The 21218-nt window shown below is 59.4% G+C and carries 18 protein-coding genes and 2 tRNA genes; 4 read left to right on the forward strand and 16 right to left on the reverse strand.

Translation table 11 applies throughout. The annotated features are described in order from the left end of the window. Positions 1 to 18: 18 nt before the first annotated feature. Positions 19 to 492, reverse strand: coding sequence for a GNAT family N-acetyltransferase (locus AC1RPZ_RS19025; RefSeq protein WP_493138483.1), 474 nt, complete (start codon positions 490 to 492; stop codon positions 19 to 21). A 115-nt stretch (positions 493 to 607) separates the two neighbouring features. Then, positions 608 to 1942, reverse strand: a complete 1335-nt coding sequence (gene rimO, locus AC1RPZ_RS19030; RefSeq protein ID WP_493138484.1) for a 30S ribosomal protein S12 methylthiotransferase RimO — start codon at positions 1940 to 1942, stop codon at positions 608 to 610. Between the two features lie 322 nt (positions 1943 to 2264). Here rimO and AC1RPZ_RS19035 point away from each other — a divergent pair, with 322 nt between their 5' ends. After that, the gene (locus AC1RPZ_RS19035; protein WP_493138485.1) at positions 2265 to 4166 is read left to right on the forward strand and encodes a potassium transporter Kup; all 1902 of its coding nucleotides are present in this window, start codon (positions 2265 to 2267) and stop codon (positions 4164 to 4166) included. A gap of 61 nt (positions 4167 to 4227) precedes the next feature. On the opposite strand, the gene AC1RPZ_RS19040 is transcribed toward AC1RPZ_RS19035, so the two are convergent. From AC1RPZ_RS19040 to AC1RPZ_RS19060, 5 genes are all read right to left on the reverse strand, one after another. After that, entirely contained in the window at positions 4228 to 4554 is a 327-nt protein-coding gene (locus tag AC1RPZ_RS19040; RefSeq protein WP_493138486.1) for a DUF3077 domain-containing protein, read from the reverse strand. Positions 4555 to 5251: 697 nt separating this feature from the next. After that, the gene (locus tag AC1RPZ_RS19045; RefSeq protein WP_493138487.1) at positions 5252 to 6547 is read right to left on the reverse strand and encodes a virulence factor family protein; all 1296 of its coding nucleotides are present in this window, start codon (positions 6545 to 6547) and stop codon (positions 5252 to 5254) included. Then, positions 6547 to 9189: a bifunctional lysylphosphatidylglycerol flippase/synthetase MprF gene (gene mprF / locus AC1RPZ_RS19050; RefSeq protein WP_493138488.1), complete on the reverse strand. Its 2643-nt coding sequence runs from the start codon at positions 9187 to 9189 to the stop codon at positions 6547 to 6549. Before mprF ends, AC1RPZ_RS19045 begins: the two co-directional genes overlap by 1 nt. A 278-nt stretch (positions 9190 to 9467) precedes the next feature. Continuing rightward, positions 9468 to 9545 (reverse strand) — tRNA-Met (locus AC1RPZ_RS19055). A 222-nt stretch (positions 9546 to 9767) separates the two neighbouring features. Continuing rightward, a tRNA-Met gene (locus AC1RPZ_RS19060) sits at positions 9768 to 9844 on the reverse strand. Between the two features lie 299 nt (positions 9845 to 10143). On the opposite strand from AC1RPZ_RS19060, the gene dinB reads away from it, so the two are divergent. Next, on the forward strand, positions 10144 to 11205 hold the full coding sequence (gene dinB / locus AC1RPZ_RS19065; protein ID WP_493138489.1) for a DNA polymerase IV: 1062 nt from the start codon (positions 10144 to 10146) through the stop codon (positions 11203 to 11205). Between the two features lie 127 nt (positions 11206 to 11332). Here dinB and AC1RPZ_RS19070 read toward each other — a convergent pair whose 3' ends face one another. The 5 genes from AC1RPZ_RS19070 to AC1RPZ_RS19090 form a co-directional block, all read right to left on the reverse strand. Continuing rightward, entirely contained in the window at positions 11333 to 12286 is a 954-nt protein-coding gene (locus AC1RPZ_RS19070; RefSeq protein ID WP_493138490.1) for a hypothetical protein, read from the reverse strand. A gap of 17 nt (positions 12287 to 12303) precedes the next feature. Then, positions 12304 to 14019 carry a proline--tRNA ligase gene (locus AC1RPZ_RS19075; RefSeq protein ID WP_493138491.1) on the reverse strand — a complete coding sequence of 572 codons (1716 nt, stop codon included), beginning with the start codon at positions 14017 to 14019 and terminating at the stop codon, positions 12304 to 12306. Positions 14020 to 14148: 129 nt separating this feature from the next. After that, a complete protein-coding gene (locus AC1RPZ_RS19080; RefSeq protein WP_493138492.1) occupies positions 14149 to 15720 on the reverse strand; it encodes an AmpG family muropeptide MFS transporter in 1572 nt (523 codons plus the stop codon). 43 nt (positions 15721 to 15763) lie between these two features. Continuing rightward, the gene (locus tag AC1RPZ_RS19085) at positions 15764 to 16078 is read right to left on the reverse strand and encodes an MGMT family protein (protein WP_493138610.1); all 315 of its coding nucleotides are present in this window, start codon (positions 16076 to 16078) and stop codon (positions 15764 to 15766) included. A gap of 227 nt (positions 16079 to 16305) precedes the next feature. Next, a complete protein-coding gene (locus AC1RPZ_RS19090) occupies positions 16306 to 16515 on the reverse strand; it encodes a cold-shock protein (protein ID WP_002554837.1) in 210 nt (69 codons plus the stop codon). Between the two features lie 353 nt (positions 16516 to 16868). On the opposite strand from AC1RPZ_RS19090, the gene dcd reads away from it, so the two are divergent. Continuing rightward, positions 16869 to 17435 (forward strand): dCTP deaminase, encoded by a 567-nt coding sequence (gene dcd / locus AC1RPZ_RS19095; RefSeq protein WP_493138493.1) that lies wholly within the window; start codon positions 16869 to 16871, stop codon positions 17433 to 17435. Positions 17436 to 17543: 108 nt separating this feature from the next. Further along, positions 17544 to 17762 (forward strand): hypothetical protein, encoded by a 219-nt coding sequence (locus tag AC1RPZ_RS19100; protein ID WP_071551564.1) that lies wholly within the window; start codon positions 17544 to 17546, stop codon positions 17760 to 17762. A gap of 87 nt (positions 17763 to 17849) precedes the next feature. Here the strand turns inward: AC1RPZ_RS19100 and AC1RPZ_RS19105 are convergent, their stop codons facing one another. The 4 genes from AC1RPZ_RS19105 to AC1RPZ_RS19120 are packed head-to-tail and all read right to left on the reverse strand — an operon-like array spanning position 17850 to position 21209. After that, complete coding sequence (locus tag AC1RPZ_RS19105; RefSeq protein ID WP_493138494.1) at positions 17850 to 18614, reverse strand: ABC transporter ATP-binding protein; 765 nt, start codon at positions 18612 to 18614, stop codon at positions 17850 to 17852. Positions 18615 to 18627: 13 nt separating this feature from the next. Continuing rightward, the gene (locus AC1RPZ_RS19110) at positions 18628 to 19746 is read right to left on the reverse strand and encodes a succinylglutamate desuccinylase/aspartoacylase family protein (protein WP_493138495.1); all 1119 of its coding nucleotides are present in this window, start codon (positions 19744 to 19746) and stop codon (positions 18628 to 18630) included. A 27-nt stretch (positions 19747 to 19773) separates the two neighbouring features. Continuing rightward, positions 19774 to 20484 carry an ABC transporter permease gene (locus tag AC1RPZ_RS19115; protein WP_493138496.1) on the reverse strand — a complete coding sequence of 237 codons (711 nt, stop codon included), beginning with the start codon at positions 20482 to 20484 and terminating at the stop codon, positions 19774 to 19776. Next, positions 20481 to 21209, reverse strand: a complete 729-nt coding sequence (locus AC1RPZ_RS19120; protein ID WP_493138497.1) for an ABC transporter permease — start codon at positions 21207 to 21209, stop codon at positions 20481 to 20483. Before AC1RPZ_RS19120 ends, AC1RPZ_RS19115 begins: the two co-directional genes overlap by 4 nt. Positions 21210 to 21218 lie beyond the last annotated feature (9 nt).

Raw genomic sequence — 21218 nt, forward strand, 5'->3', positions numbered from 1 at the left:
ATTTTCTTCGTGACGCTTTTAGCCGCGCTGAGCCTGTTGATTGGCCTGCTTCAAACGCATGTGCAGCAGCGGATACGGCTGGCCCATGCCATCGACTTCCGAGCGTCCGATGATTTCGAAACCCTGTTTGAAATAGAACCCCAAGGCTTGCGGGTTCTGCTCGTTGACGTCCAGTTCATCGGCATTGAGGTGTTCCATGGCGTAGCGCAGCAGTTGTTTGCCCAGGCCCTCGCCGCGGTGTTCGGGGGCGATAAAGAGCATTTCGATCTTGCCTGCCGCAACCCCGGCGAATCCGGTGATGTGCTGGCGTCGGTCGCGGGTGCAGATCAGCATGACGGCATCCAGGTAGCGGGTGAGCACCAGATTCTTCAGCAGCTCGATGTAACTGTCCGGTAAAAAGTCATGCGTGGCGCGTACCGACGCCTCCCAGACCCGGGTCAGTTCTTCGTAGTCGCTGTGTTTCGGTGTGTGGATGACCGAATGATGGCGCATGCCCGCCTGCCCCTTGTGCCGTGAGTGAGGTTAAATCCTCTTGCTGAACAATACGATAGACGTAAAAAAGCCCCGCATCTCGTGAAGAGAGCGGGGCTTTTCATATTTTTTGCGTTTAGATCTGTTCAGCCCACAGGTCGTATTCGTCGGCGTCGGTCACTTTGCACCAGACCTTGTCGCCTGGCTTGAGGTTGCTGCCGTTGTCGATGAACACGTTGCCGTCGATTTCCGGGGCATCGAAGAAGCAGCGGCCGACCGCGCCTTGCTCGTCGACTTCATCGACCAGCACTTCGATTTCACGGCCGACGCGCATTTGCAGGCGCGCCGAGCTGATGGCCTGCTGGTGCGCCATGAAGCGGTCCCAACGGTCTTGCTTGACGTCATCCGGCACGATCTCCAGATCCAGATCGTTGGCCGGTGCGCCTTCAACCGGCGAGTACTGGAAGCAGCCGACGCGGTCGAGCTGGGCTTCAGTCAGCCAGTTCAGCAGGTACTGGAAGTCTTCTTCGGTTTCGCCGGGGAAACCGACGATGAAGGTTGAACGGATGATCAGGTCCGGGCAGATCTCGCGCCAGTTCTTGATGCGCGCCAGGGTCTTGTCTTCGAACGCCGGGCGTTTCATCGCCTTGAGGACTTTCGGGCTGGCATGCTGGAACGGGATGTCCAGGTACGGCAGGATTTTCCCGGCGGCCATCAGCGGGATCAACTCGTCGACGTGCGGGTACGGGTAAACGTAGTGCAGACGAACCCAGACGCCAAGGGTGCTGAGCGCTTCGCAGAGTTCGGTCATGCGGGTTTTCACCGGCGCGCCGTTCCAGAAACCGGTGCGGTACTTGACGTCAACGCCATAGGCGCTGGTGTCCTGGGAAATCACCAGCAGCTCTTTGACGCCGGATTTGACCAGGCGCTGGGCTTCGTCGAGCACATCGCCCACCGGACGGCTGACCAGTTTGCCGCGCATCGACGGGATGATGCAGAAGCTGCAGCTGTGGTTGCAGCCTTCGGAAATCTTCAGGTAGGCGTAGTGACGCGGCGTCAGCTTGATGCCTTGCGGCGGCACCAGGTCGATCAGCGGGTTGTGATCCTTGCGCGGCGGCACGACGTCATGCACGGCGTTGACCACTTGCTCGTACTGCTGCGGACCGGTCACGGCCAGCACACTCGGGTGTACGTTGCGGATGGTGCCTTCTTCGACGCCCATGCAGCCGGTGACGATGACCTTGCCGTTTTCCTTGATGGCTTCGCCGATCACTTCCAGGGATTCGGCCTTGGCCGAGTCGATGAAGCCGCAGGTGTTGACCACCACGACATCGGCGTCCTGATACGTGGACACGACGTCATAGCCTTCCATGCGCAGTTGGGTAAGGATGCGCTCTGAGTCGACCAGTGCTTTCGGGCAACCCAGGGATACGAAACCAACTTTAGGGTTGGCCGGCGTGGTGGTGGACATGTCTAACCTCGGTATAAGTAGCGCCTCCGGCCAAAAAGTGCGGGGCGGCAGACGGGCGCTTGACGCGCCTCTGATCAAAAAGTGCGCAATTCTAGCGATGGCCAGCGCACTTGACCAGCTTTATGCAGGGAAATACGACGAGTGCTGCGCTATGCTTCGCGCCGTTACACCCAGGCGTATTTTTTCCATTAATAATTCGTCTGTATCAATAAGTAAAACGGTGCATGCTGCACAGCAGTTTGCGCAGGTTGGCAAAGCGTAGGCGCTTGCTCGACGTCGTGCTTTTTATATGAAGCCCCGGTCTTGGTGGCAGGAGTGGTTGATGGGTCAGGCAAGTAGTCAGGCAGTAGGCTCAGGGCATTCCGGGGCAAAGCCCTTGGGGATGTTAGTAGCGGCGGTCGGGGTGGTTTATGGCGATATCGGTACCAGCCCGCTTTACACCCTCAAAGAGGTGTTTACCGGCGGCTATGGGGTAGCAGTCAACCATGACGGGGTGTTCGGGATTCTGGCGCTGATTTTCTGGTCGCTGGTCTGGGTGGTCTCGATCAAGTACGTGCTGTTCATTTTGCGTGCCGACAACCAGGGCGAGGGCGGGATCATGGCTCTGACCGCGCTGGCGCGGCGAGCGTCGGCATCGTATCCGCGACTGCAGTCGGTGCTGGTGATTCTCGGCCTGATCGGCGCAGCGCTGTTCTACGGCGACAGCATGATCACTCCGGCGATTTCCGTATTGTCGGCGATAGAAGGTCTGGAGCTGGCATTCGACGGGCTCGAGCGCTGGGTCGTGCCGTTGTCGCTGATCGTGCTGGTGGGGTTGTTCCTGATCCAGAAACACGGCACCGACCGCATCGGCAAGTTGTTCGGTCCGGTGATGGTGTTGTGGTTCGTGGTGCTGGGTGTCATGGGAGCGCTTGGCATCTCCCGGTACCCGGAAGTGCTGCAAGCGCTGAACCCGGCCTGGGGCGTACGTTTCTTCGTCGTTCACCCAGGCATGGGCATCGCCATTCTCGGCGCTGTGGTGCTGGCGCTGACTGGTGCCGAAGCGCTGTACGCAGACATGGGCCACTTTGGTCGCAAGCCGATTGCCCGTGCCTGGTTCGCGTTGGTGCTGCCGGCACTGGTGCTCAACTACTTTGGTCAGGGCGCCTTGCTGCTGGAAAACCCGGACGCGGCGCGTAACCCCTTCTACCTGCTGGCGCCGGGCTGGGCCTTGATTCCATTGGTGGTGTTATCGACGCTGGCGACGGTGATCGCTTCCCAAGCGGTGATTTCCGGTGCGTTCTCCCTGACCCGTCAGGCGATTCAGCTCGGTTACATCCCGCGCATGTACATTCAGCACACTTCAAGTGCCGAGCAAGGCCAGATCTACATCGGTGCGGTGAACTGGGCGCTGATGGTCGGCGTTATTTTGCTGGTGATCGGTTTCGGGTCGTCCAACGCTCTGGCCTCGGCCTACGGTGTGGCGGTAACCGGGACCATGTTGATCACCAGTATTCTGGTGGCGGCGGTGATGCTGTTGCTGTGGAAATGGTCGCCCATCCTGACAGTGCCGATCTTGATCGGCTTCCTGCTGGTGGACGGGCTGTACTTCGCCGCCAACGTGCCTAAAATCCCGCAGGGCGGTGCTTTTCCGGTATTGGCGGGGCTTGTGCTGTTTGTCCTGATGACCACCTGGAAACGCGGTAAAGAGCTGCTGGTGGATCGACTGGATGAAGGCGGTTTGCCGTTGCCGATCTTTATCAGCAGTATTCGCGTGCAGCCCCCGCACCGGGTCCAGGGCACGGCGGTGTTCCTCACGGCACGGGCGGATGCGGTTCCTCATGCGTTGTTGCACAACTTGCTGCACAACCAGGTGTTGCATGAGCGGGTGGTGCTGCTGACAGTGGTTTACGAGGACATTCCACGGGTGCCGGTACAGCGACGGTTTGAGGTCGACGCCTACGGTGAAGGCTTCTATCGGGTGATCCTGCACTTTGGCTTTACGGACGAGCCGGATGTGCCACAAGCGCTGAAGTTGTGTCCTCTCGATGAGCTGGACTTCAGTCCGATGCGCACGACGTATTTCCTCAGCCGTGAGACGGTCATTACCTCCAAGCTCGTAGGCATGGCCCGTTGGCGCGAGGTGTTGTTTGCTTTCATGCTGAAGAACGCCAACGGCAATCTGCGGTTCTTCAAGTTGCCGGTGAACCGGGTGATTGAGCTGGGTACACAGGTAGAAATGTAGGTCCGATCAAAAAAGCCCCCGTTGCCAGTTGGGTAACGGGGGCTTTTTCGTCTCTGTGCCTTTAGTTGCTTTCAGGCCGCTGGTCTTCAGATTTGGCTTTTGTCCGGGCAGGTCGCGGGGTCAGGACCTTTACCACATCATCAATCACTGCCTTACTCATTGCCGTCAGATAATGCGCGGCCCAGGCGTGGCGGTCAGTGTTTTTTGCGAAGGCGGCATCCTCGGCGAATGATCGGGCGAGGAACAGTAGATCGGAGGCCTGGGTCAATGCATCCGTTATGGGGACGCCACCGCGGACGTTGAACAGCGCCTGATCCGAGCAGTAAATGAGGGGGGTGAGACCGATGGTTTTCAGGTCTGAAGGTGAGGGGGAATCTGTTTTGGTCATGGTGTTACTCCTGGGTTCAAGGAGCCGCCACTTTCGTTTCCAAGCGAATGGGTGACGGCTGTACGCAGGTTGGAAAACCGGGAACCTAGGAACCGGCACGCCCGAAGGCGTCCCACGCACAGCCGCCATAACACAGGATTGCAGTCGTAAAAACCTCTGCAGTCATGGTGGGGTGCTGTTGCGCTACGGTTCGACGGGTTTCCAAGCCCGATCGCTGAATGGTCAGCGACGTCCGGAGAGTATCCCGTCGAAGAAAAGCGCAACAAGGCATCAAAGTGCCCAAACGCAAGATTCGGAGTGTGCCTACAAGGTCTGCGGCCGTCATCCGATATTGCGACACCTTAAGTAAACGAAAGTAAACGCGGCGAGCGATTTACAAGTCGTTGGGGGGCTTGCGCAGTTGTTTTTCCAGCGATAGTGCGTTGACGTTTCATTTGACCTAGGTTAGCGACTGTCCTTTGTCCTGGGACTGAGGACAGTGCTCATAAAATGGGTAAGTCACGAACGATTCGCTCGATGTGGGAGCGAGTCTGCTCGCGATGCAGGCGCCTCGATGTGTCAGGCAATCCAAGGTGATGCTATCGCGAGCAAGCTCGCTCCCACAGGTGAACTGTGTCGTCCGGTCGAGCCGGGCGTGGCATGAAAAAGCCCCCGTTACCTTGCGGCAACGGGGGCTTTTTGTTGGGCTCGGCTCAGGTCACTGTTCGGCGACCTTGTCCTTGGCCTGACGCTTCACGATGGCGTCGACCAGACGCTGGGCCAGAGCCGGGTAGTTCTCGTCGAAGTGGTGGCCGCCTGGCAGCTTCATGGTTTCGCCAACAGCGGTCTTGTCGGTGCAGCCACTCTCGGCGATTTCTTCTGCGCCGTAGATGCACAGCACCTTATCGGCCGGCAGCTTGGCCATTTCCGGGCCGGTGGCGGCTTCTTTACCGGCATTGCCGAGCCAGCCGTCGACCTGAATTTCAAAGCTGCCGGTGCGGGCGAAGGCCAGCAGGATGATTGCATCGACCCGCTGTTGCTCACTTTCCGGCATGCGGTTGTAGATCGCCGGCAAGACGTCAGCGCCGAACGAGTAACCCGTCAGGATGAAGCGTTTGGTGCCCCACTTCTGGCGGTAGTGCTGCATCAGTTCGGCAAGGTCGATGGCGCTTTGCTCAGGGCTCTTGTGCTGCCAGTAGTAGCGCAGGGTGTCGATACCGACCACCGGGTAGCCGATCTTCGCCATTTCACCGGCCACGTCACGGTCCAGGTCGCGCCAGCCGCCATCACCGGAGAGGAACAGGGTGACGGTGTCCTTGGCCTGGCCGGCAGGGACTTCGACCACCGGGATGTTCAGGCCGCCGTTGCCCTTGTCGGAGCCAACGAGGATTTTGCGCAATTCGTTGTTGAGGACCTGCGGCAGATTGATGTCGTAGTCGCTGATGCTGGTTTCGGCGTTGGGTTGATCGCGTACGAAACCGGCGCTGGTGTCGTCCGGGTTGTCGTTCCATGCGACCAGCCAATGACCGTGAGCTGCACTTTTCGGCAGCAGATGGGTGCAGCCGGGTTTTTCCAGGGCCAGGTCCACCGAAACGGCCTGGGACTTGTCGTCTTTTTGCTCGACCAGCCAGCGCCAGGCCAGGACGGCACCAGGGCCGATACCGCTGACCAGGGTCGCAGGGCCTTTTAGCTGTTGAAGGGCCGACTGCAGGGCGAGACCTTGCTGTATGCAATCTGTGGGCAGGATCACCTGAACGATTTGCGCGGCACCGCCACGGCTCAGGGTCATCAGTTGCTTGTCGCTGAGCTTCTGGTCTTGGTTTACCGCGACCACCACCTGGGCGCGCGGCGTGGTGCCGGGAATGACCCGGGTCATCGCCGGGCCATCGGTCGGCGTCAGCAGTTCAAGTGTGGGCTCTGGGGCCGGGCGGTTCCAGTACCAGTAACCGCCACCGAGGATCACAGCCAGCACCACCAGAGTGGCCAATACATACCGCCAGGAGCGTTGAATCATCAGCGTTTCACCAATCCAGTCAAGCCGCCCGCAATCAGGGCGGCAGTATCGGCCAGCGCCACCAGCGGATCGAGTCCGGCGGGCACGGCCATGTAACGAGGTTCCCAGTCAGGCTGGAATTTATCTTTGAAGCGGCGCAGCCCCTGGAAGTTATAGAGCTGCTCGCCACGGCGAAACACCATCGAGCCGAGGCGTTGGGTCAGTGGTGCGCCACGACGGGGTTGCAGACCCGACAGCGGCACCATGCCCAGACTGAAGCGTGTGTATCCATGATTTTTATAATGTTGAATCAGGCCGACCATCATGAACTCCATGGTCAGCTTGGGGGCGTCCGGGTGTGCACGCATCAGGTCGAGGCTGGCCAGGTCATGGCTATACGTCTCGAGCAGGTTGGCGAATGCCACCGGGCGACCTTCAAAATGAATGATCGCGATCCGGAAGTGCTTGAGGTAATCATCGCTGAAACGGCCGAGGGAGAAGCCTTTCTCTCGAACGTTCTTGCCGGTCAGCCAGGCATCGGAAATGACCCTCAGTTCTTCCATCGGTGCGTGACCCGGTTCGTAGATTTCCAGCGACAGGCCATCGCGGGTACCACGGTTCCAGGTGTAGCGCAGGTCCTTCATCTCTTTGCCCTTGGCTTCGAGATCAAAACGACGCAGGTCGACCCGGGCTTCTTCGCCCAGCTTGATCGCGGTCAGGCCGATGTCCATGTAGTACGGCAGGTTTTCGGCTCGCACCTGATAGAACACCGGACGGGCGTGATGAAGGTCGCAGAGGTCACGGAACTGCCAGATCATCTCCGCGCGTTGCTGGGTCGGTCCGATCGGGTCGTACAGGGCCACCAGACTGCGGCCACGACGCGCATACATCAAGAACGCTTCGTCGTCAGGGTGAAACAGCAGCGCCTTGTCACCCGTCAGGGCGAGGCCGCCGTCCGGTTGTGATGAGGACATCAGAATCTTCAGCGCCTTATCCAGCTCTTCGGTGTCTGGCAGGTGAATGATCGGGCGCGCGGTGCGCAGCAGCCAGGTCAGTGACACCACCACCAGCAAGACCGCCGCGCCGAGCAGCGAGCGCAGGCCACGTGGGGCATCGGAGTCCAGGGTGAACTGCCACCACAGTTGATGGCTGTACGGCACATCCTGGTAGGCGAACAGCAACAGCCAGATCGAGGCGCCCAATACGCACAGGCTGGCCACCAGGTACAGCGGCGAGAACGGCACCTCGGTCAAACGGCTTGGACGGTAGAAGGAGCGACGGAAGATCGCCAGCAGGCTGGCGGTCAGGATCATCAGGCAGGCTTCTTCCCAGTCGAACCCCTTGAGCAGCGAGAGCACGGCACCCATCATCAACAGAATGGTGGTCAGCATCCACGCGGCCGAGAGACGACGACGCAGGCCTTGAGCCAGCAGCAGGCAGAGCACGCCGATCAGGCTGGCACCGAAGTGCGAGGCATCGACCAGGCGATGGGGAATCAGGAAACCGATGTGCTCCAGGCGAGTGTCGATTTCCGGCGTGGCGCCAGAGAACAGCAACACGACGCCAGACAGGAACACCAGTATCGCCAGCACCGGCGCGGCCATGCCCGAGGCGGCGCGCAGCGATTGACGAGTGTTGAACAGACGTTGCGCTTCATTGATCAGCAGCAGGACACAGGCCACCAATAGCGGCAGAACCACATAAATCAGACGGTACAGCAACAGGGCGGCAGCCAGTGGCGCAGCACCGAGTTTGTCGGCAAAGGCCGCCAGCAGAATCGCTTCGAATACCCCGACACCGCCCGGTACGTGACTGAGCACGCCAGCGGCCAGGGCCAGCAGATAGACCAGCAGGAAGGCGCCGAACGGTGGCGCTTCCGGCAGCAGCAGATACAGCACGGTCGCGGCGGCTGCCACGTCCAGTGCGGTAATCACCAATTGCAGGAAAGTCAGGCGACGGCCAGGCAAGCGCAGCGTGCGTCGACCGGCGCGAACCAACAGGTTATCCGGGTACGGTTGATCCGGCAGGCGACGGCGGTAAATGCCGATGGCCAATACTGCGCAGAGCAGCAGTACCGCAACCGCGATCCCGCCCAGCAATGGCTGTGACAAATGCAGCGCGGTGGAGGCGGCCGGCAGGTCGCTGAGCGTCGCCAGGGCAGCGAGCGGCGGCAAAGCGCAGCCCAATGACAGGCTGGCAAACAGCGTCATGTGAGCGACTTCTGACGCCCCGAGACCGTGGCGGGCGTATAAGCGGTAACGCACCGAACCGCCGGACAACAGCGAAAGGCCAATGGCGTTGCCGATGGCGAATGCGGTGAAGCCACCCAGAATCATGGTGCGCGGCGGCAAGCTCACGCCAGCGTAACGCGTGGCTGACCACTCATAGCCGAGCAATATGATGAAGCCTGCAATGGTTGCGCCCAATGCGCCGAGCAGGGCCGGCTTCGGCACTTCCAGAATCGAGTCGTGCAGGGCGTAGAGATCGAGTTCGCTTAATAGATGGCGACAGGCAATCAACGCGATAGCGAACAATAGCAACGTGACCGCCAGGCCAATGGGCTGACGGTACTTGCTGACCAGATCCAGCCAATGCAGACGTGTGGCAGTAATCGGTTGTGTCGCTGTGACGGTGTCTTGTGAATCAGACGAGTTGGCGCGCATCAATCACCTCTTGGATTGTGCGCGACAGGATGGGGGTATCCAGCCAAGTTACCAATCCCTGTAGAAAAAAATAATCACAAATATTAACGCGTATCACCGAGCATCGGGGATTACGCACACTCAATAGTAGAGGGGCTTGCCTGCGACTCAGCATAGCCTGATCTGGTGGACCCTGAAGAGCGCCAAAGGTTCGTAGCACGTTGCCAGATCATTGTTGCGAAAGGACTTTTCTACAGATACAAAAAAGGCCGCTCTTTCGAGCAGCCTTTTTTGATGTTTGGTTGCGGGGAGCCGGATTTGAACCGACGACCTTCGGGTTATGAGCCCGACGAGCTACCAGACTGCTCCATCCCGCGTCTGTGTGGCGGCATTCTACAGGCGATCGCCTGAGTGTCAACCGTTAATGATCCGCTTGGTCAAATAAACATTAATTAGCGTCAAACGGTCGCTGGTCTTAAGTTAAGTATAAGAAGCGCAAAGTGTTTTTTCTCGGCTCTGGCGACGAGAGGGGAGGAAGAGAGACGAAAAACAGACGCGCACAAAAAAGGCCACTCTTTCGAGTAGCCTTTTTTGATGTTTGGTTGCGGGAGCCGGATTTGAACCGACGACCTTCGGGTTATGAGCCCGACGAGCTACCAGACTGCTCCATCCCGCGTCTGTGTGTCGGCATTCTACAGAGGATCGCTGGGCTGTCAATTGCTAATTCAGAAAAATCTGTTCCTGTTCAATCGCTTAGCGTATCAAGCAGGAACTCGAATAGGCCTGGAGGGCTTGCTGCACAAGGCTTTCAGCTCTATTGGCAGGTTGGTTTCGATTGAAAAAATAAATCCAGTGAAGGCGTTTCCTACGGCTAGTAGAGAAGAAACAAAGTACTGGTGCTATATACAGTTGTCGGTGAGATACTGGCGATTCGTTTCAAAATATCCCCTTTTCCTTCATTGAACACCGCCTTATATGACGCAGCGCAAAATCATCCACGTCGATTGTGACTGCTTCTATGCCGCCATCGAGATGCGTGACGACCCGACTCTGGCGAGCAAACCGCTGGCTGTGGGTGGCTCCGCGGATCGGCGTGGTGTTATCGCGACGTGCAACTATGAGGCGCGGGCTTATGGGGTGCGCTCGGCCATGTCATCACGGCATGCCTTGAAGCTGTGTCCGGACCTGGTCATCGTCAAGCCGCGCATGGATGCCTATAGAGAGGCGTCGAAAGAGATTCAGACGATTTTTCGTGATTACACCGACCTGATCGAGCCTTTGTCGCTGGATGAGGCGTACCTCGACGTGTCCGAAAGCCCGCATTTCGCCGGCAGTGCCACGCGAATTGCCCAGGACATCCGGCGTCGGGTCTCCAATCAACTGCACATCACCGTCTCGGCGGGTGTGGCGCCGAACAAGTTTCTCGCGAAGATCGCCAGTGACTGGAAAAAGCCCAACGGATTGTTTGTGATCACACCGGATCAGGTCGAAGACTTTGTCTCGCAGTTACCAGTGAGCAAGCTGCACGGCGTCGGCAAAGTCACCGCCGACAAGCTGGCGAAGCTCGGTATTGTCGATTGCCTTCAATTGCGCGACTGGAACAAGTTGGCGCTGGTGCGCGAATTTGGCAGTTTTGGCGAGCGTTTGTGGAATTTGGCGCGTGGGATTGATGACCGGCCGGTGCAGAACGATAGTCGCCGACAATCAGTGAGTGTCGAAAATACCTACGATGTGGACCTGCCGGATCTGGTCAGTTGCCTGGATAAACTGCCGGAGTTGCTGGAAACCCTGAGCGGGCGTATGGCGCGGATCGATAGCAGCTACCGTCCGGGCAAGCCGTTCGTCAAAGTGAAGTTCCATGACTTTACTCAGACCACGCTGGAGCAGGCCGGGGCAGGGCGGGATCTTGGCAGCTATCAGCTGTTGCTGACGCAGGCTTTCAATCGGGGTGGGAAGCCCGTGCGTTTATTGGGGGTTGGCGTGCGCCTGGAGGATCTGCGTGGCGGGTTCGAGCAGTTGGATCTGTTTGATCGGTAGTGTCAGGTTTTTGAGGTGGCGATGGATGTCAGGCCGCCTTCGTCGGATCGCCGCCCGGACCAAGCCCGCTCCCACAGGTGCTGCATTGTCCTTGTGGGAGCGGGCTTGCTCGCGAAGCTTTTCGCTTTTAATTCGGTCCTGGATCCGCCACCAGTCGCCCGGCATCCTTGGTCAGCGACTTGAGAAACTCGCTTTGCAACTCGGGATCGTTGCGGGTCAGTTCGATCAGGCTTTGTTCCAGCTCGCTGGCTTCTTCTTCCAGGCCCAGCTCCGACAGACGTTTGACCCGATGCACCCACTGGCTCACTTCGTCGTCTTCGAGGTCGTCGTAAATCAGTGCGTGAGCTTCCAGCAGCTTACTGCGCAAGGTGCTGCTGATCGTCAGGGATGAATCGGTATGCACGTCGTCCTGAGCATCTTCGACAGTGATCTGCAGTTTGCCGATATGACTCAGGTCCTGCTCCGCGAACGGGCTGTCGAGCAGGTTCAAGCGCAACACGCCGTTGCGGTCGGTGGTGAGCTCGAAGGTCTGCTTGCCGGCCTTGACCTCTACCGGGCGCTCGTTCCATGGCAGGCTCGAATATTCCATGCGTTTATCACGCTGGACTTCATCGATGCCGGCCAGGTTCTGTTGTGCGCGACCGTGGGATTGCACGTTCATGAACGGGTTCAGCCCGTCGACGCCAGTGCTGATCCAGTCCCTTGTCATGCTGTCTGGCAGGTTGCCCAGGGCGAACACGTTGACGATGTTCGCGCCGACGCCGGCCACCAAAGCCGCCGCGCCCAGCGGGATCTCGTAGACCTTGCGCCAGGGTTGGTACGGTGTGTAGCGATCGTAGCGACGAGTGACGTCGTACTCGGTGACTTCGAAAGTCTTCTGCTCGTGAATCCGTACCCGGCGTTGCGGCAGCTCAAGCACCTTAGGCTCGCCGACATCGATCTGCAGGCTGTGATCGAGCAGTTTGCGCTCGACGCGCTCCTCGTGCTCGCTGCGTTGTGACATCTGATTGGCACAGCCGCTGAGCAACAGGGTGCCGCACAGGGCGGCACCACCGAGGCTTAAGGTGTTTCGCTTGAACATGACTTCTCTATCTGGTGTCAGCGGCGGATACGAGCCTGGAGGAAAGGCAGGACGTCAGCGACCGGCAGCGCTTGCGGCTCGGCCTCGGTACGGCTCTTGTATTCCAGGTTGCCGTCGGCAAGGCCGCGGTCACTGACCACGATCCGGTGAGGAATGCCGATCAGCTCCATGTCCGCGAACTTGATGCCCGGGCTGGTTTTCTTGTCGCGATCGTCCAGCAGCACTTCGAAGCCGGCCGCAGTCAGTTCTGCGTAGAGCTTGTCGGTGGCTTCGCGAACCAGGTCGGTCTCGTAGCGCAACGGCACCAGGGCGATCTGGAAGGGGGCGAGGCTGTCGCTCCAGATGATGCCTTTCTCGTCGTTGTTCTGCTCGATGGCTGCAGCCACCACGCGGGAAACGCCGATGCCGTAGCAACCCATGGTCAGAGTGACCGGCTTGCCGTTCTCACCGAGAACCTGGCATTTCATCGCTTCGCTGTACTTGGTGCCCAGCTGGAAGATGTGCCCGACTTCGATGCCGCGTTTGATTTCCAGCGTGCCTTTGCCGTCCGGGCTTGGGTCGCCGCTGACAACGTTGCGCAGGTCGGCCACGGTCGGAACCGGCAGGTCGCGTTCCCAGTTGACGCCGAAGTAATGCTTGTCGTCGATGTTGGCGCCGATACCGAAGTCGCTCATCAGCTCGACCGAACGGTCGATGATGATGGGCAGCGGCAGGTTCAGCGGGCCGAGGGAGCCTGCGCCAGCGCCGATGGCGTCACGCAGCTCGGCTTCGGAGGCCATGACCAGTGGGCTGGCAACGCCAGGCTGGTTGGCGGCCTTGATTTCGTTGAGTTCGTGGTCGCCACGAATGATCAGTGCGATCAGCTTGCCGGCTTCTTCGGCGTGAACCACCAGGGTCTTGATGGTTTTTTCGATGGGCAGATTGAAGCCTTCCACCAGTTGCGCGATGGTTTTCGCGTTCGGGGTATCGACCAGTCGCAGCTCTTCGGAAGGTAGCGAACGTGAGGTTTCCCGTGGAACGGCTTCGGCTTTCTCGATGTTCGCCGCGTAGTCGGAGCCGTTGCTGAAGACGATGTCGTCTTCGCCGGATTCGGCCAGTACGTGGAACTCGTGGGAGCCGGCGCCACCGATGGAGCCGTTGTCGGCTTCAACCGGGCGGAACTTCAGGCCCAGACGGGTGAACACGTTGCAGTAAGCCTGGTGCATGCGGTCGTACGTGACCTGCAGCGATGCCTGGTCAGCATGGAAGGAGTAGGCGTCCTTCATGATGAACTCGCGGCCGCGCATCAAGCCGAAGCGTGGGCGGATTTCATCGCGGAATTTGGTCTGGATCTGGTACAGGTTGATTGGTAGCTGTTTGTAGCTGCTCAACTCGTTGCGGGCCAGGTCCGTGATCACTTCTTCGTGAGTCGGGCCGGCGCAGAAGTCGCGACCATGGCGATCCTTGAAGCGCAGCAGTTCAGGGCCGTATTCTTCCCAACGGCCGGATTCCTGCCACAGCTCAGCCGGCTGGGTGCTCGGCATCAACACTTCGAGAGAGCCGGCGGCGTTCATTTCTTCGCGAACGATGGCTTCAACCTTGCGCATGACTCGCAGGCCCATCGGCAGCCAGGTGTACAGGCCGGAGGCGAGTTTGCGGATCATGCCGGCGCGCAGCATCAGCTGATGGCTGATGACGACCGCATCGGAAGGCGTTTCTTTCTGTGTGGCGAGCAAATATTGACTGGTACGCATGGTAGGCCGTTGTCGGTTGCTGAAGACTAGAAATGACAGAGCATTGTACGGGCGAGATTTGCTGGCGTACAGGATTGCGGCTGGCGGCGTGGCTCGAGTGCGGGGAAACCCCCGCACCCTCGGGTGTTCTTATGATTCTTCGACGGCGGTGGTGGTCTGGACTGGCTCGGCTGGCTCGGGCGTTGGTGTCGGCCCTTCGCGGCGGCTTTCCTGGAACCAGTGCAGAGCAATCAACAGCAGGGTTGGCACGCCAAGCAGCGTCGTGATGATGAAGAAGTTGTGATAACCGAATTTCTCTACCATGACCCCCGAGTAACCGCCGATCAGGCGTGGCAACAGCAGCATGATCGAGCTGAGCAGGGCGTATTGGGTGGCGGAGAATTTGAGGTTGGTCAGGCTCGACAGGTAGGCCACGAAGGCCGAAGTGGCCATGCCTGAGCTGAAGTTATCCAGCGAGATGGTGACGATCAGCATCTCCAGGTTCGCCCCCATGTCGGCGAGCATCACGAACAATAGGTTGGTGGCAGCGGACGCGAAGCCGCCGATGAACAGAATCGGCAGAATGCCGAAACGCACGATCAGCAGGCCGCCCATGCCAGCGCCAATCAGGGTCATGATCAGGCCGAAGATCTTGCTGACGCCGGCGATCTGATCCTTGGTGAACCCCAGGTCGATGTAGAACACGTTGGCCATCACGCCCATGACGGTGTCGGACATCCGATAGGTGGCAATCAGGCCCAGCAACAGAAAGGCCTGCCAGCGGTAGCGCACGACGAAGTCGTTGACCGGTGTCAGCACCGGGGCCAGGCCGCGGCGACCCATGGCCGACAGGCACAGGGTCGTCAGGGTGATATAGAGAATGGCACGCAGGAACGCCCGGTCTTCGAGTAGCAGGTCGAGCGGGCTGATCGCGCCGGAAAGCACGCTGGCAAAATCGGTGTTGTAGAGCTGGGTGAACATCGCCGGGACTGAGACCAGCAACACGATCAGCACGAACACCGACACCAGTTGGTGGACGAAACTGTAACGACCGGCAGACAGTTGTGTGCGCAGTGGTACCGGTGGTTCACGCATAAAGAGGGTGGTCAGCAGCGCCGGGATCATCAACAGGCCGAACAGCGCATAGGTGCCGGTCCAGGCGGAGTGCTTGTAATTGAAGCCTGTGGAGCCGAAACCCTCGGCAATGAACAGTGCGCCGGCCGTTGCCAGCAGCGCGGCGACCCGATAGCCGGACATATAGCTGGCAGCCAATGCAGCCTGACGCGTGTCGTCGACAATTTCCAGGCGATAGGCATCGACGGCGATATCTTGGGTTGCGGAGGCGAATGCGACCAGAACGGCAATCGCAATCAGCCAGGACAGGTGTTTTTGCGGGTCGCAGAAGCCCATGCCGATCAGGCCGAGGATCAACAAGCCCTGCGCCAGGACGAGCCAGGAGCGTCGTCGGCCGAGTTTGCCGAGCAATGGCAGGCGCCATTGGTCGAGAAGTGGCGACCACACCCATTTGAAGGCGTAGGCCAGCCCGATCAGGCTTGCATAGCCAATCGTTTCTCGGGCCACGCCGGCTTCACGCAACCAGACGGAAAGCGTTGAGAATACCAGCATGTAGGGCAAGCCAGCGGCGAAACCCAGCAGCAACAGTACGAGCGTCGAGGGGCTGGCATAAGCGGCGAGCGCGGCGCGCCAGGTTTTACGGGGCATGGGCTGGAGTCTGCCTCAAAATTGCGAAAACAAAGCGCGCACTCTAACCGCTGTGCTCTACCGGACGCCAGCCATGACGCTGAATATCAACACGATTGTTCAGGATACTGACGCCTTCCAGGCGCAAGCGTGCCCGCTGTTCGTCGCCTGAGGGGCTCCCCACTGGCAAGCTGAGGCGACCGCCGGCACCCAATACGCGGTGCCAGGGCAGTTTGGTGTCGCCGGGCAACTGGCTCAATGTGCGCCCCACCCAGCGTGCGGCCCGCCCTAAGCCTGCCAGTTCGGCGAGCTGGCCGTAACTCACCACTTTGCCTTCCGGAACCTGGGCCAGGGTCAGATAGAGCGTGGCTCGGCGCATCTGTGCCGGGGTTTCGGTTGCGTTGTTGGCGTCAGTCACATTGCCGCTTCCTGATGAAGGTGTTGAGGCTTTCTCTAGAGTAAATCTTCGGGGAGCGAATGAGAATCTCGCCAATGGTGAGGTCGGCAAGACCCGTTACACCGCAGGGTTGGTGTGGTCTGTAAAAACAGGCGGGCACAAAAAAGCCCCGCTTTTGAGGGCGGGGCTTTTTACTGGATCAGGACAAGTTAGATAACTTGAACTTCTTCAGCTTGCATGCCTTTCTGACCGCGGGTAGCGATGAAAGAAACCTGTTGGCCTTCTTTCAGGCTTTTGAAGCCGTCGGATTGGATAGCTTTGAAGTGAACGAACAGGTCGTCACCGGATTGTGGAGTGATGAAGCCGAAGCCTTTTTCATCGTTGAACCACTTAACGGTACCGGTTTGGCGATTAGACATGGTGTAACTCCTTGAACAAAGATAACTGCGACTCAGGAAGAACCCTGGCCGAGACTGAGTGCAAAGAGCAGGAAAAATTCTTGTAGATGGTTGGATCGAAATTCAACATATCGTGTAGAGATTCTCAGTGACACAAGCAGCACAGTGACGCCACCTTAACCCTTTTTCCCGAACGTGCCAATGGTCTTTACGAAGGTTTCTCTGTTTTCATGACTGACGGTGCGCTGTATTGCTGCGAAGGCCTGGAAGTCGTGGGGGATCGGCGAGAATTGTCCCCCGGACTTTGAACCGGCGGCGCGCCCCGGTAAGATGCCGGACAGAATTTTTCCACCTCGCTATTCAGGACACCCGCCATGAGCATCAAATCGGACAAGTGGATTCGCCGCATGGCGCAAGAGCACGGCATGATCGAGCCCTTCGTAGAGCGCCAGATGCGTGGCGAAGGCGCCGACCGGCTGATTTCCTACGGCGTATCGAGCTACGGCTATGACGTGCGTTGCGCCGATGAATTCAAGGTGTTCACCAACATCAATTCGGCAACTGTCGATCCGAAAAACTTCGACGAGAAGAGCTTCGTCGACGTCAAAAGCGACGTATGCATCATTCCGCCAAACTCCTTCGCGCTGGCCCGTACCGTCGAATTCTTTCGTATTCCGCGCAACGTGCTGACGATCTGCCTGGGCAAGAGCACCTACGCGCGCTGCGGCATCATCGTTAACGTCACGCCGCTGGAACCGGAATGGGAAGGTCACGTGACCCTGGAGTTCTCGAACACCACCACGTTGCCGGCGAAGATCTACGCCAATGAAGGTGTGGCACAAATGCTGTTCTTCGAGTCTGACGAAGAGTGTGAAGTGTCTTACAAGGACCGTGGCGGCAAATACCAGGGCCAACGTGGCGTGACCCTGCCGCGCGCCTGAGTCAGCCGTCTGACAAACCGTTGGAATTCCTGAGCGGGGGGTACACTCTATGGAGTGTACTGCTCCGATTCGCGCAAGGCGGATCGGGCCATCGCTCAGGAGTGCTTCATGAAGATCGATCCGCGAATCAGTGCCGAACTGGCAAGGCTTGAGCCCAATCAAGTGGGCCTGCTGGCCTGGTCATTGCTGGCGCATCCGCCTGTCACGCTGGCCGGCGGAATTCCTGGTCAGCCCGACCCCGATACCCCGAACGAACAACCGACCGAACCTGGCGAGCCTGGCGAACCCACCTTGCCGGATAAGCCGCCTCCCGCGCCGGTTGCCTGATTTCCCCGCGATGAGCGATCACGCGGTTTACAAATAAACCGCGTCGCCCCCATCGCGGGCAAGCCACGCTCCCACAGGGATGCCGTGTTACTTGAGGTTGCCGCTCAGGAACTGCTTGAGGCGTTCGCTTTTCGGGTTGCCGAGCACGTCTTCAGGCGCCCCTTCTTCCTCCACCAATCCCTGATGCAGAAACAGCACCTGATTGGAAACCTTGCGGGCGAAGCTCATTTCGTGGGTCACCATGATCATGGTCCGGCCTTCTTCGGCCAGGCCCTGGATCACCTTGAGCACTTCGCCCACCAGTTCCGGGTCCAGCGCCGAGGTCGGTTCGTCGAACAGCATGACTTCCGGTTCCATCGCCAGTGCGCGGGCAATGGCCACCCGCTGTTGCTGGCCGCCGGAGAGGAACGCCGGGTACTGATCCGCCACACGGGCCGCCAGGCCGACCTTGTCCAGATAACGCCGGGCGCGATCTTCCGCGTCCTTCTTGCTGACACCCAGCACCCGGCGCGGGGCCATGGTGATGTTTTCCAGCACGGTCATGTGGCTCCACAGGTTGAAGTGCTGAAACACCATCGCCAGTCGGGTGCGGATCCGTTGCAACTCGGCTTCATCGGCCACCCGCATGCCGTGGTGGTCCTTGATCATGCGGACCGCTTGACCGTCCAGGCTCATGGCGCCGTCGTTGGGTTGTTCGAGAAAGTTGATGCAGCGCAAAAAGGTACTTTTGCCCGAGCCGCTGGCGCCGATCAGGCTGATCACGTCGCCGGTCTTGGCTTTGAGCGACACGCCTTTGAGCACTTCATGGTTGCCGTAGCATTTATGCAGGCCTTCGATGGTCAGTTTGTACATGGGGCATGCATCCTCAAGGCGAAAGTAGGTAACCGGTGCGATAGGCTTCGAGCCCCGCAACATGGGCGATCACCATGCCGGCAGTGGCCATCCGGCGAGTCGAACGGGCATAGAGCAGGCCGGCGTTGGCGCAATGAACCGGGGTCACGCGGTCGCCGATCGGGTCGATGATTTCGGCGATCAATTGTCCCGCCTCAAGGTATTCGCCGGGCAGCACGCTGTACACCAGCAATCCGCCGACCGGTGTCGCGACCGGCTCTACCGCGGCCAGCGGAGTGGCAGGGTAGGGCAGTTCGGGCAAGGGCGGCGCTTCGCCTTCGATGGCGCCGAAATGAATCAGATAGTCGATCAGTGCCTGGCAATCGAGGCTGGCCAGTGGATGATTGACGTCGCCCTGACCACGCAACTCGACGGTCACCGAGAAGCTGCCCAGCGGAATATCGAAGCGCTCACCAAAGCGCTCCTGCATTTGCCACCAGACCAGAGTGAAACACTCGTCGAACGAATGACCGCCGGAGTCGGTGGCCAGCAGGCTGGCTTCGGCGCCGATGTAACGCGCCAGTGGCTCGACCTGCGGCCAGGCTTCGGGCGTGGTGTAAAGGTGCGCGACGGCTTCGAAATCACAATGCAGGTCCAGCACCATGTCGGCATCGCAGGCCAGTGTTTGCAAAGTCAAACGCAGGGATTGCAGTTGCGTGCTGGCGGTTTGCCGAGCCAGCGCGTTGCGCAGGCCGCTGCGGATCAGCTCAAGATTGTGTTGCGGGTCGTCGTTCAGTTGCCCTTCGATCTCGTTGCCGATCTCTTCACCGAGGTCAACGAACCAGCGGTTGAAGTTCTGTCCGCTCTCCAGCTCGTAGCGGCCCAGGGGTACGTCCATCAGCACTTGTTCGAGGCCAATCGGGTTGGCCACGGGCACCAGCACGATCTCGCTGCGCAGACGGCCGGCGGCTTCGAGCTCCGCCAGACGCAGCTTGAGGTGCCAGGCCACCAGCATGCCGGGCATTTCGTCGGCGTGCAGCGAGGACTGGATGTAGATCTTGCCTTTGGCCTGGGTCGGGCCGAAGTGGAAGCTGTGGATCTGTCGTGCAGTGCCCGGCAGCGGGGCAAGCAGGTCATGGATCTGGTGGCGCATTTGCTTTTGTGTCCTGAAGCAGGAGAGCTAGTGGGTCGGCCCGAGAAAGGCCAGCCATCGGCGTTCAGCGAGGCGGAACAGGCCGACCAGCGCAAAGGTGACGGTCAGGTAGATCAGTGCGGCAATGCCGAACGACTGGAAGGTCAGGAAGGTCGCCGAGTTGGCGTCGCGCGCGACTTTCAAAATATCCGGGACGGTGGCGGTGAAGGCGACGGTGGTCGAGTGCAGCATCAGGATCACTTCGTTGCTGTAATACGGCAGCGAGCGGCGCAGTGCCGACGGCATGATCACATAGGCATAGAGCTTCCAGCCCGTCAGGCCATAGGCCTTCGCGGCTTCGACTTCGCCGTGGGCCATGCTGCGAATCGCCCCGGCGAAAATCTCCGTGGTGTAGGCGCAGGTATTCAGGGCAAAGGCGAGGATGGTGCAGTTCATCGCATCGCGAAAGAACGCATCGAGCACCGGTTGCGCACGGACCGCAGCCAGGCTGTAGATCCCGGTGTAGCAGATCAGCAACTGGATATACAGCGGCGTACCGCGAAACAGGTAGGTGTAGAACTGCACCGGCAAACGCACGTAGAGCTTGCGGGAAACCCGGGCAATCGACAGCGGGATCGACACCAGAAAGCCGATGAAGATCGAGGCGCTGAGCAGCCACATGGTCATCGCCAGGCCGGTGATGTGGTAACCGTCGGTGTAAAGGAACGGCCTCCAGTAGTCCTGTAGAAGTTCGATCATCGTATGGCCTCCCGGGCACCGGCGGCATAACGGCGTTCAAGCCTGCGCAGGAAATAATTCGACGCGCTGGTGATCAGCAGGTAGATCAAGGCGGCCAGCACCAGGAAATAGAACAGTTGATAGGAGCTTTTACCGGCGTCCTGCGCGGCTTTGACCAGATCGGCCAGGCCGATGATCGACACCAGCGCGGTGGCCTTGAGCATCACCATCCAGTTGTTACCGATGCCCGGCAGGGCGAAACGCATCATTTGCGGGAACACCACGAAGCGGAACCGCTGGCCGCGTTTGAGGCCGTAGGCAGTGGCGGCTTCGACCTGACCTCTGGGCACGGCAAGGATCGCGCCGCGAAAGGTCTCGGTGAAATAGGCGCCGTAGATGAAGCCCAGGGTGATGACCCCGGCGCTGAACGGGTTGATTTCGATGTATTCCCATTCCATCAAGTCGGTCAGGGAGGTCAGCCAGGTTTGCAGGCTGTAGAAAATCAGCAGCATCAACACCAGGTCCGGCACGCCGCGAATCAGTGTGGTGTAGACCTGAGCGGGAACCCGGAGCAGTTTGACGCTGGAGAGTTTGGCAGTGGCACCGATCAGGCCGAGCAACACGGCCACCAGCAGCGACAACACCGATAATTTGATGGTCATCCAGGTGCCTTGCATCAGCAGCGGGCCAAAGCCCTTCAAGCTGAAGGCAGAAAGCCCCAGGTTTTGTAATAGCTCTTCGAACATAAAATCTGC

The sequence above is a fragment of the Pseudomonas sp. GW822-FHT02D10 genome (assembly GCF_058802345.1).

Bases quoted from the DNA above. Each gene is read 5' to 3' on its own strand.
- AC1RPZ_RS19025 (WP_493138483.1), bottom strand. From the start codon at position 492: ATGCGCCATCATTCGGTCATCCACACACCGAAACACAGCGACTACGAA.
- rimO (WP_493138484.1), bottom strand. From the start codon at position 1,942: ATGTCCACCACCACGCCGGCCAACCCTAAAGTTGGTTTCGTATCCCTG.
- AC1RPZ_RS19035 (WP_493138485.1), top strand. From the start codon at position 2,265: ATGGGTCAGGCAAGTAGTCAGGCAGTAGGCTCAGGGCATTCCGGGGCA.
- AC1RPZ_RS19040 (WP_493138486.1), bottom strand. From the start codon at position 4,554: ATGACCAAAACAGATTCCCCCTCACCTTCAGACCTGAAAACCATCGGT.
- AC1RPZ_RS19045 (WP_493138487.1), bottom strand. From the start codon at position 6,547: ATGATTCAACGCTCCTGGCGGTATGTATTGGCCACTCTGGTGGTGCTG.
- mprF (WP_493138488.1), bottom strand. From the start codon at position 9,189: ATGCGCGCCAACTCGTCTGATTCACAAGACACCGTCACAGCGACACAA.
- dinB (WP_493138489.1), top strand. From the start codon at position 10,144: ATGACGCAGCGCAAAATCATCCACGTCGATTGTGACTGCTTCTATGCC.
- AC1RPZ_RS19070 (WP_493138490.1), bottom strand. From the start codon at position 12,286: ATGTTCAAGCGAAACACCTTAAGCCTCGGTGGTGCCGCCCTGTGCGGC.
- AC1RPZ_RS19075 (WP_493138491.1), bottom strand. From the start codon at position 14,019: ATGCGTACCAGTCAATATTTGCTCGCCACACAGAAAGAAACGCCTTCC.
- AC1RPZ_RS19080 (WP_493138492.1), bottom strand. From the start codon at position 15,720: ATGCCCCGTAAAACCTGGCGCGCCGCGCTCGCCGCTTATGCCAGCCCC.
- AC1RPZ_RS19085 (WP_493138610.1), bottom strand. From the start codon at position 16,078: ATGCGCCGAGCCACGCTCTATCTGACCCTGGCCCAGGTTCCGGAAGGC.
- AC1RPZ_RS19090 (WP_002554837.1), bottom strand. From the start codon at position 16,515: ATGTCTAATCGCCAAACCGGTACCGTTAAGTGGTTCAACGATGAAAAA.
- dcd (WP_493138493.1), top strand. From the start codon at position 16,869: ATGAGCATCAAATCGGACAAGTGGATTCGCCGCATGGCGCAAGAGCAC.
- AC1RPZ_RS19100 (WP_071551564.1), top strand. From the start codon at position 17,544: ATGAAGATCGATCCGCGAATCAGTGCCGAACTGGCAAGGCTTGAGCCC.
- AC1RPZ_RS19105 (WP_493138494.1), bottom strand. From the start codon at position 18,614: ATGTACAAACTGACCATCGAAGGCCTGCATAAATGCTACGGCAACCAT.
- AC1RPZ_RS19110 (WP_493138495.1), bottom strand. From the start codon at position 19,746: ATGCGCCACCAGATCCATGACCTGCTTGCCCCGCTGCCGGGCACTGCA.
- AC1RPZ_RS19115 (WP_493138496.1), bottom strand. From the start codon at position 20,484: ATGATCGAACTTCTACAGGACTACTGGAGGCCGTTCCTTTACACCGAC.
- AC1RPZ_RS19120 (WP_493138497.1), bottom strand. From the start codon at position 21,209: ATGTTCGAAGAGCTATTACAAAACCTGGGGCTTTCTGCCTTCAGCTTG.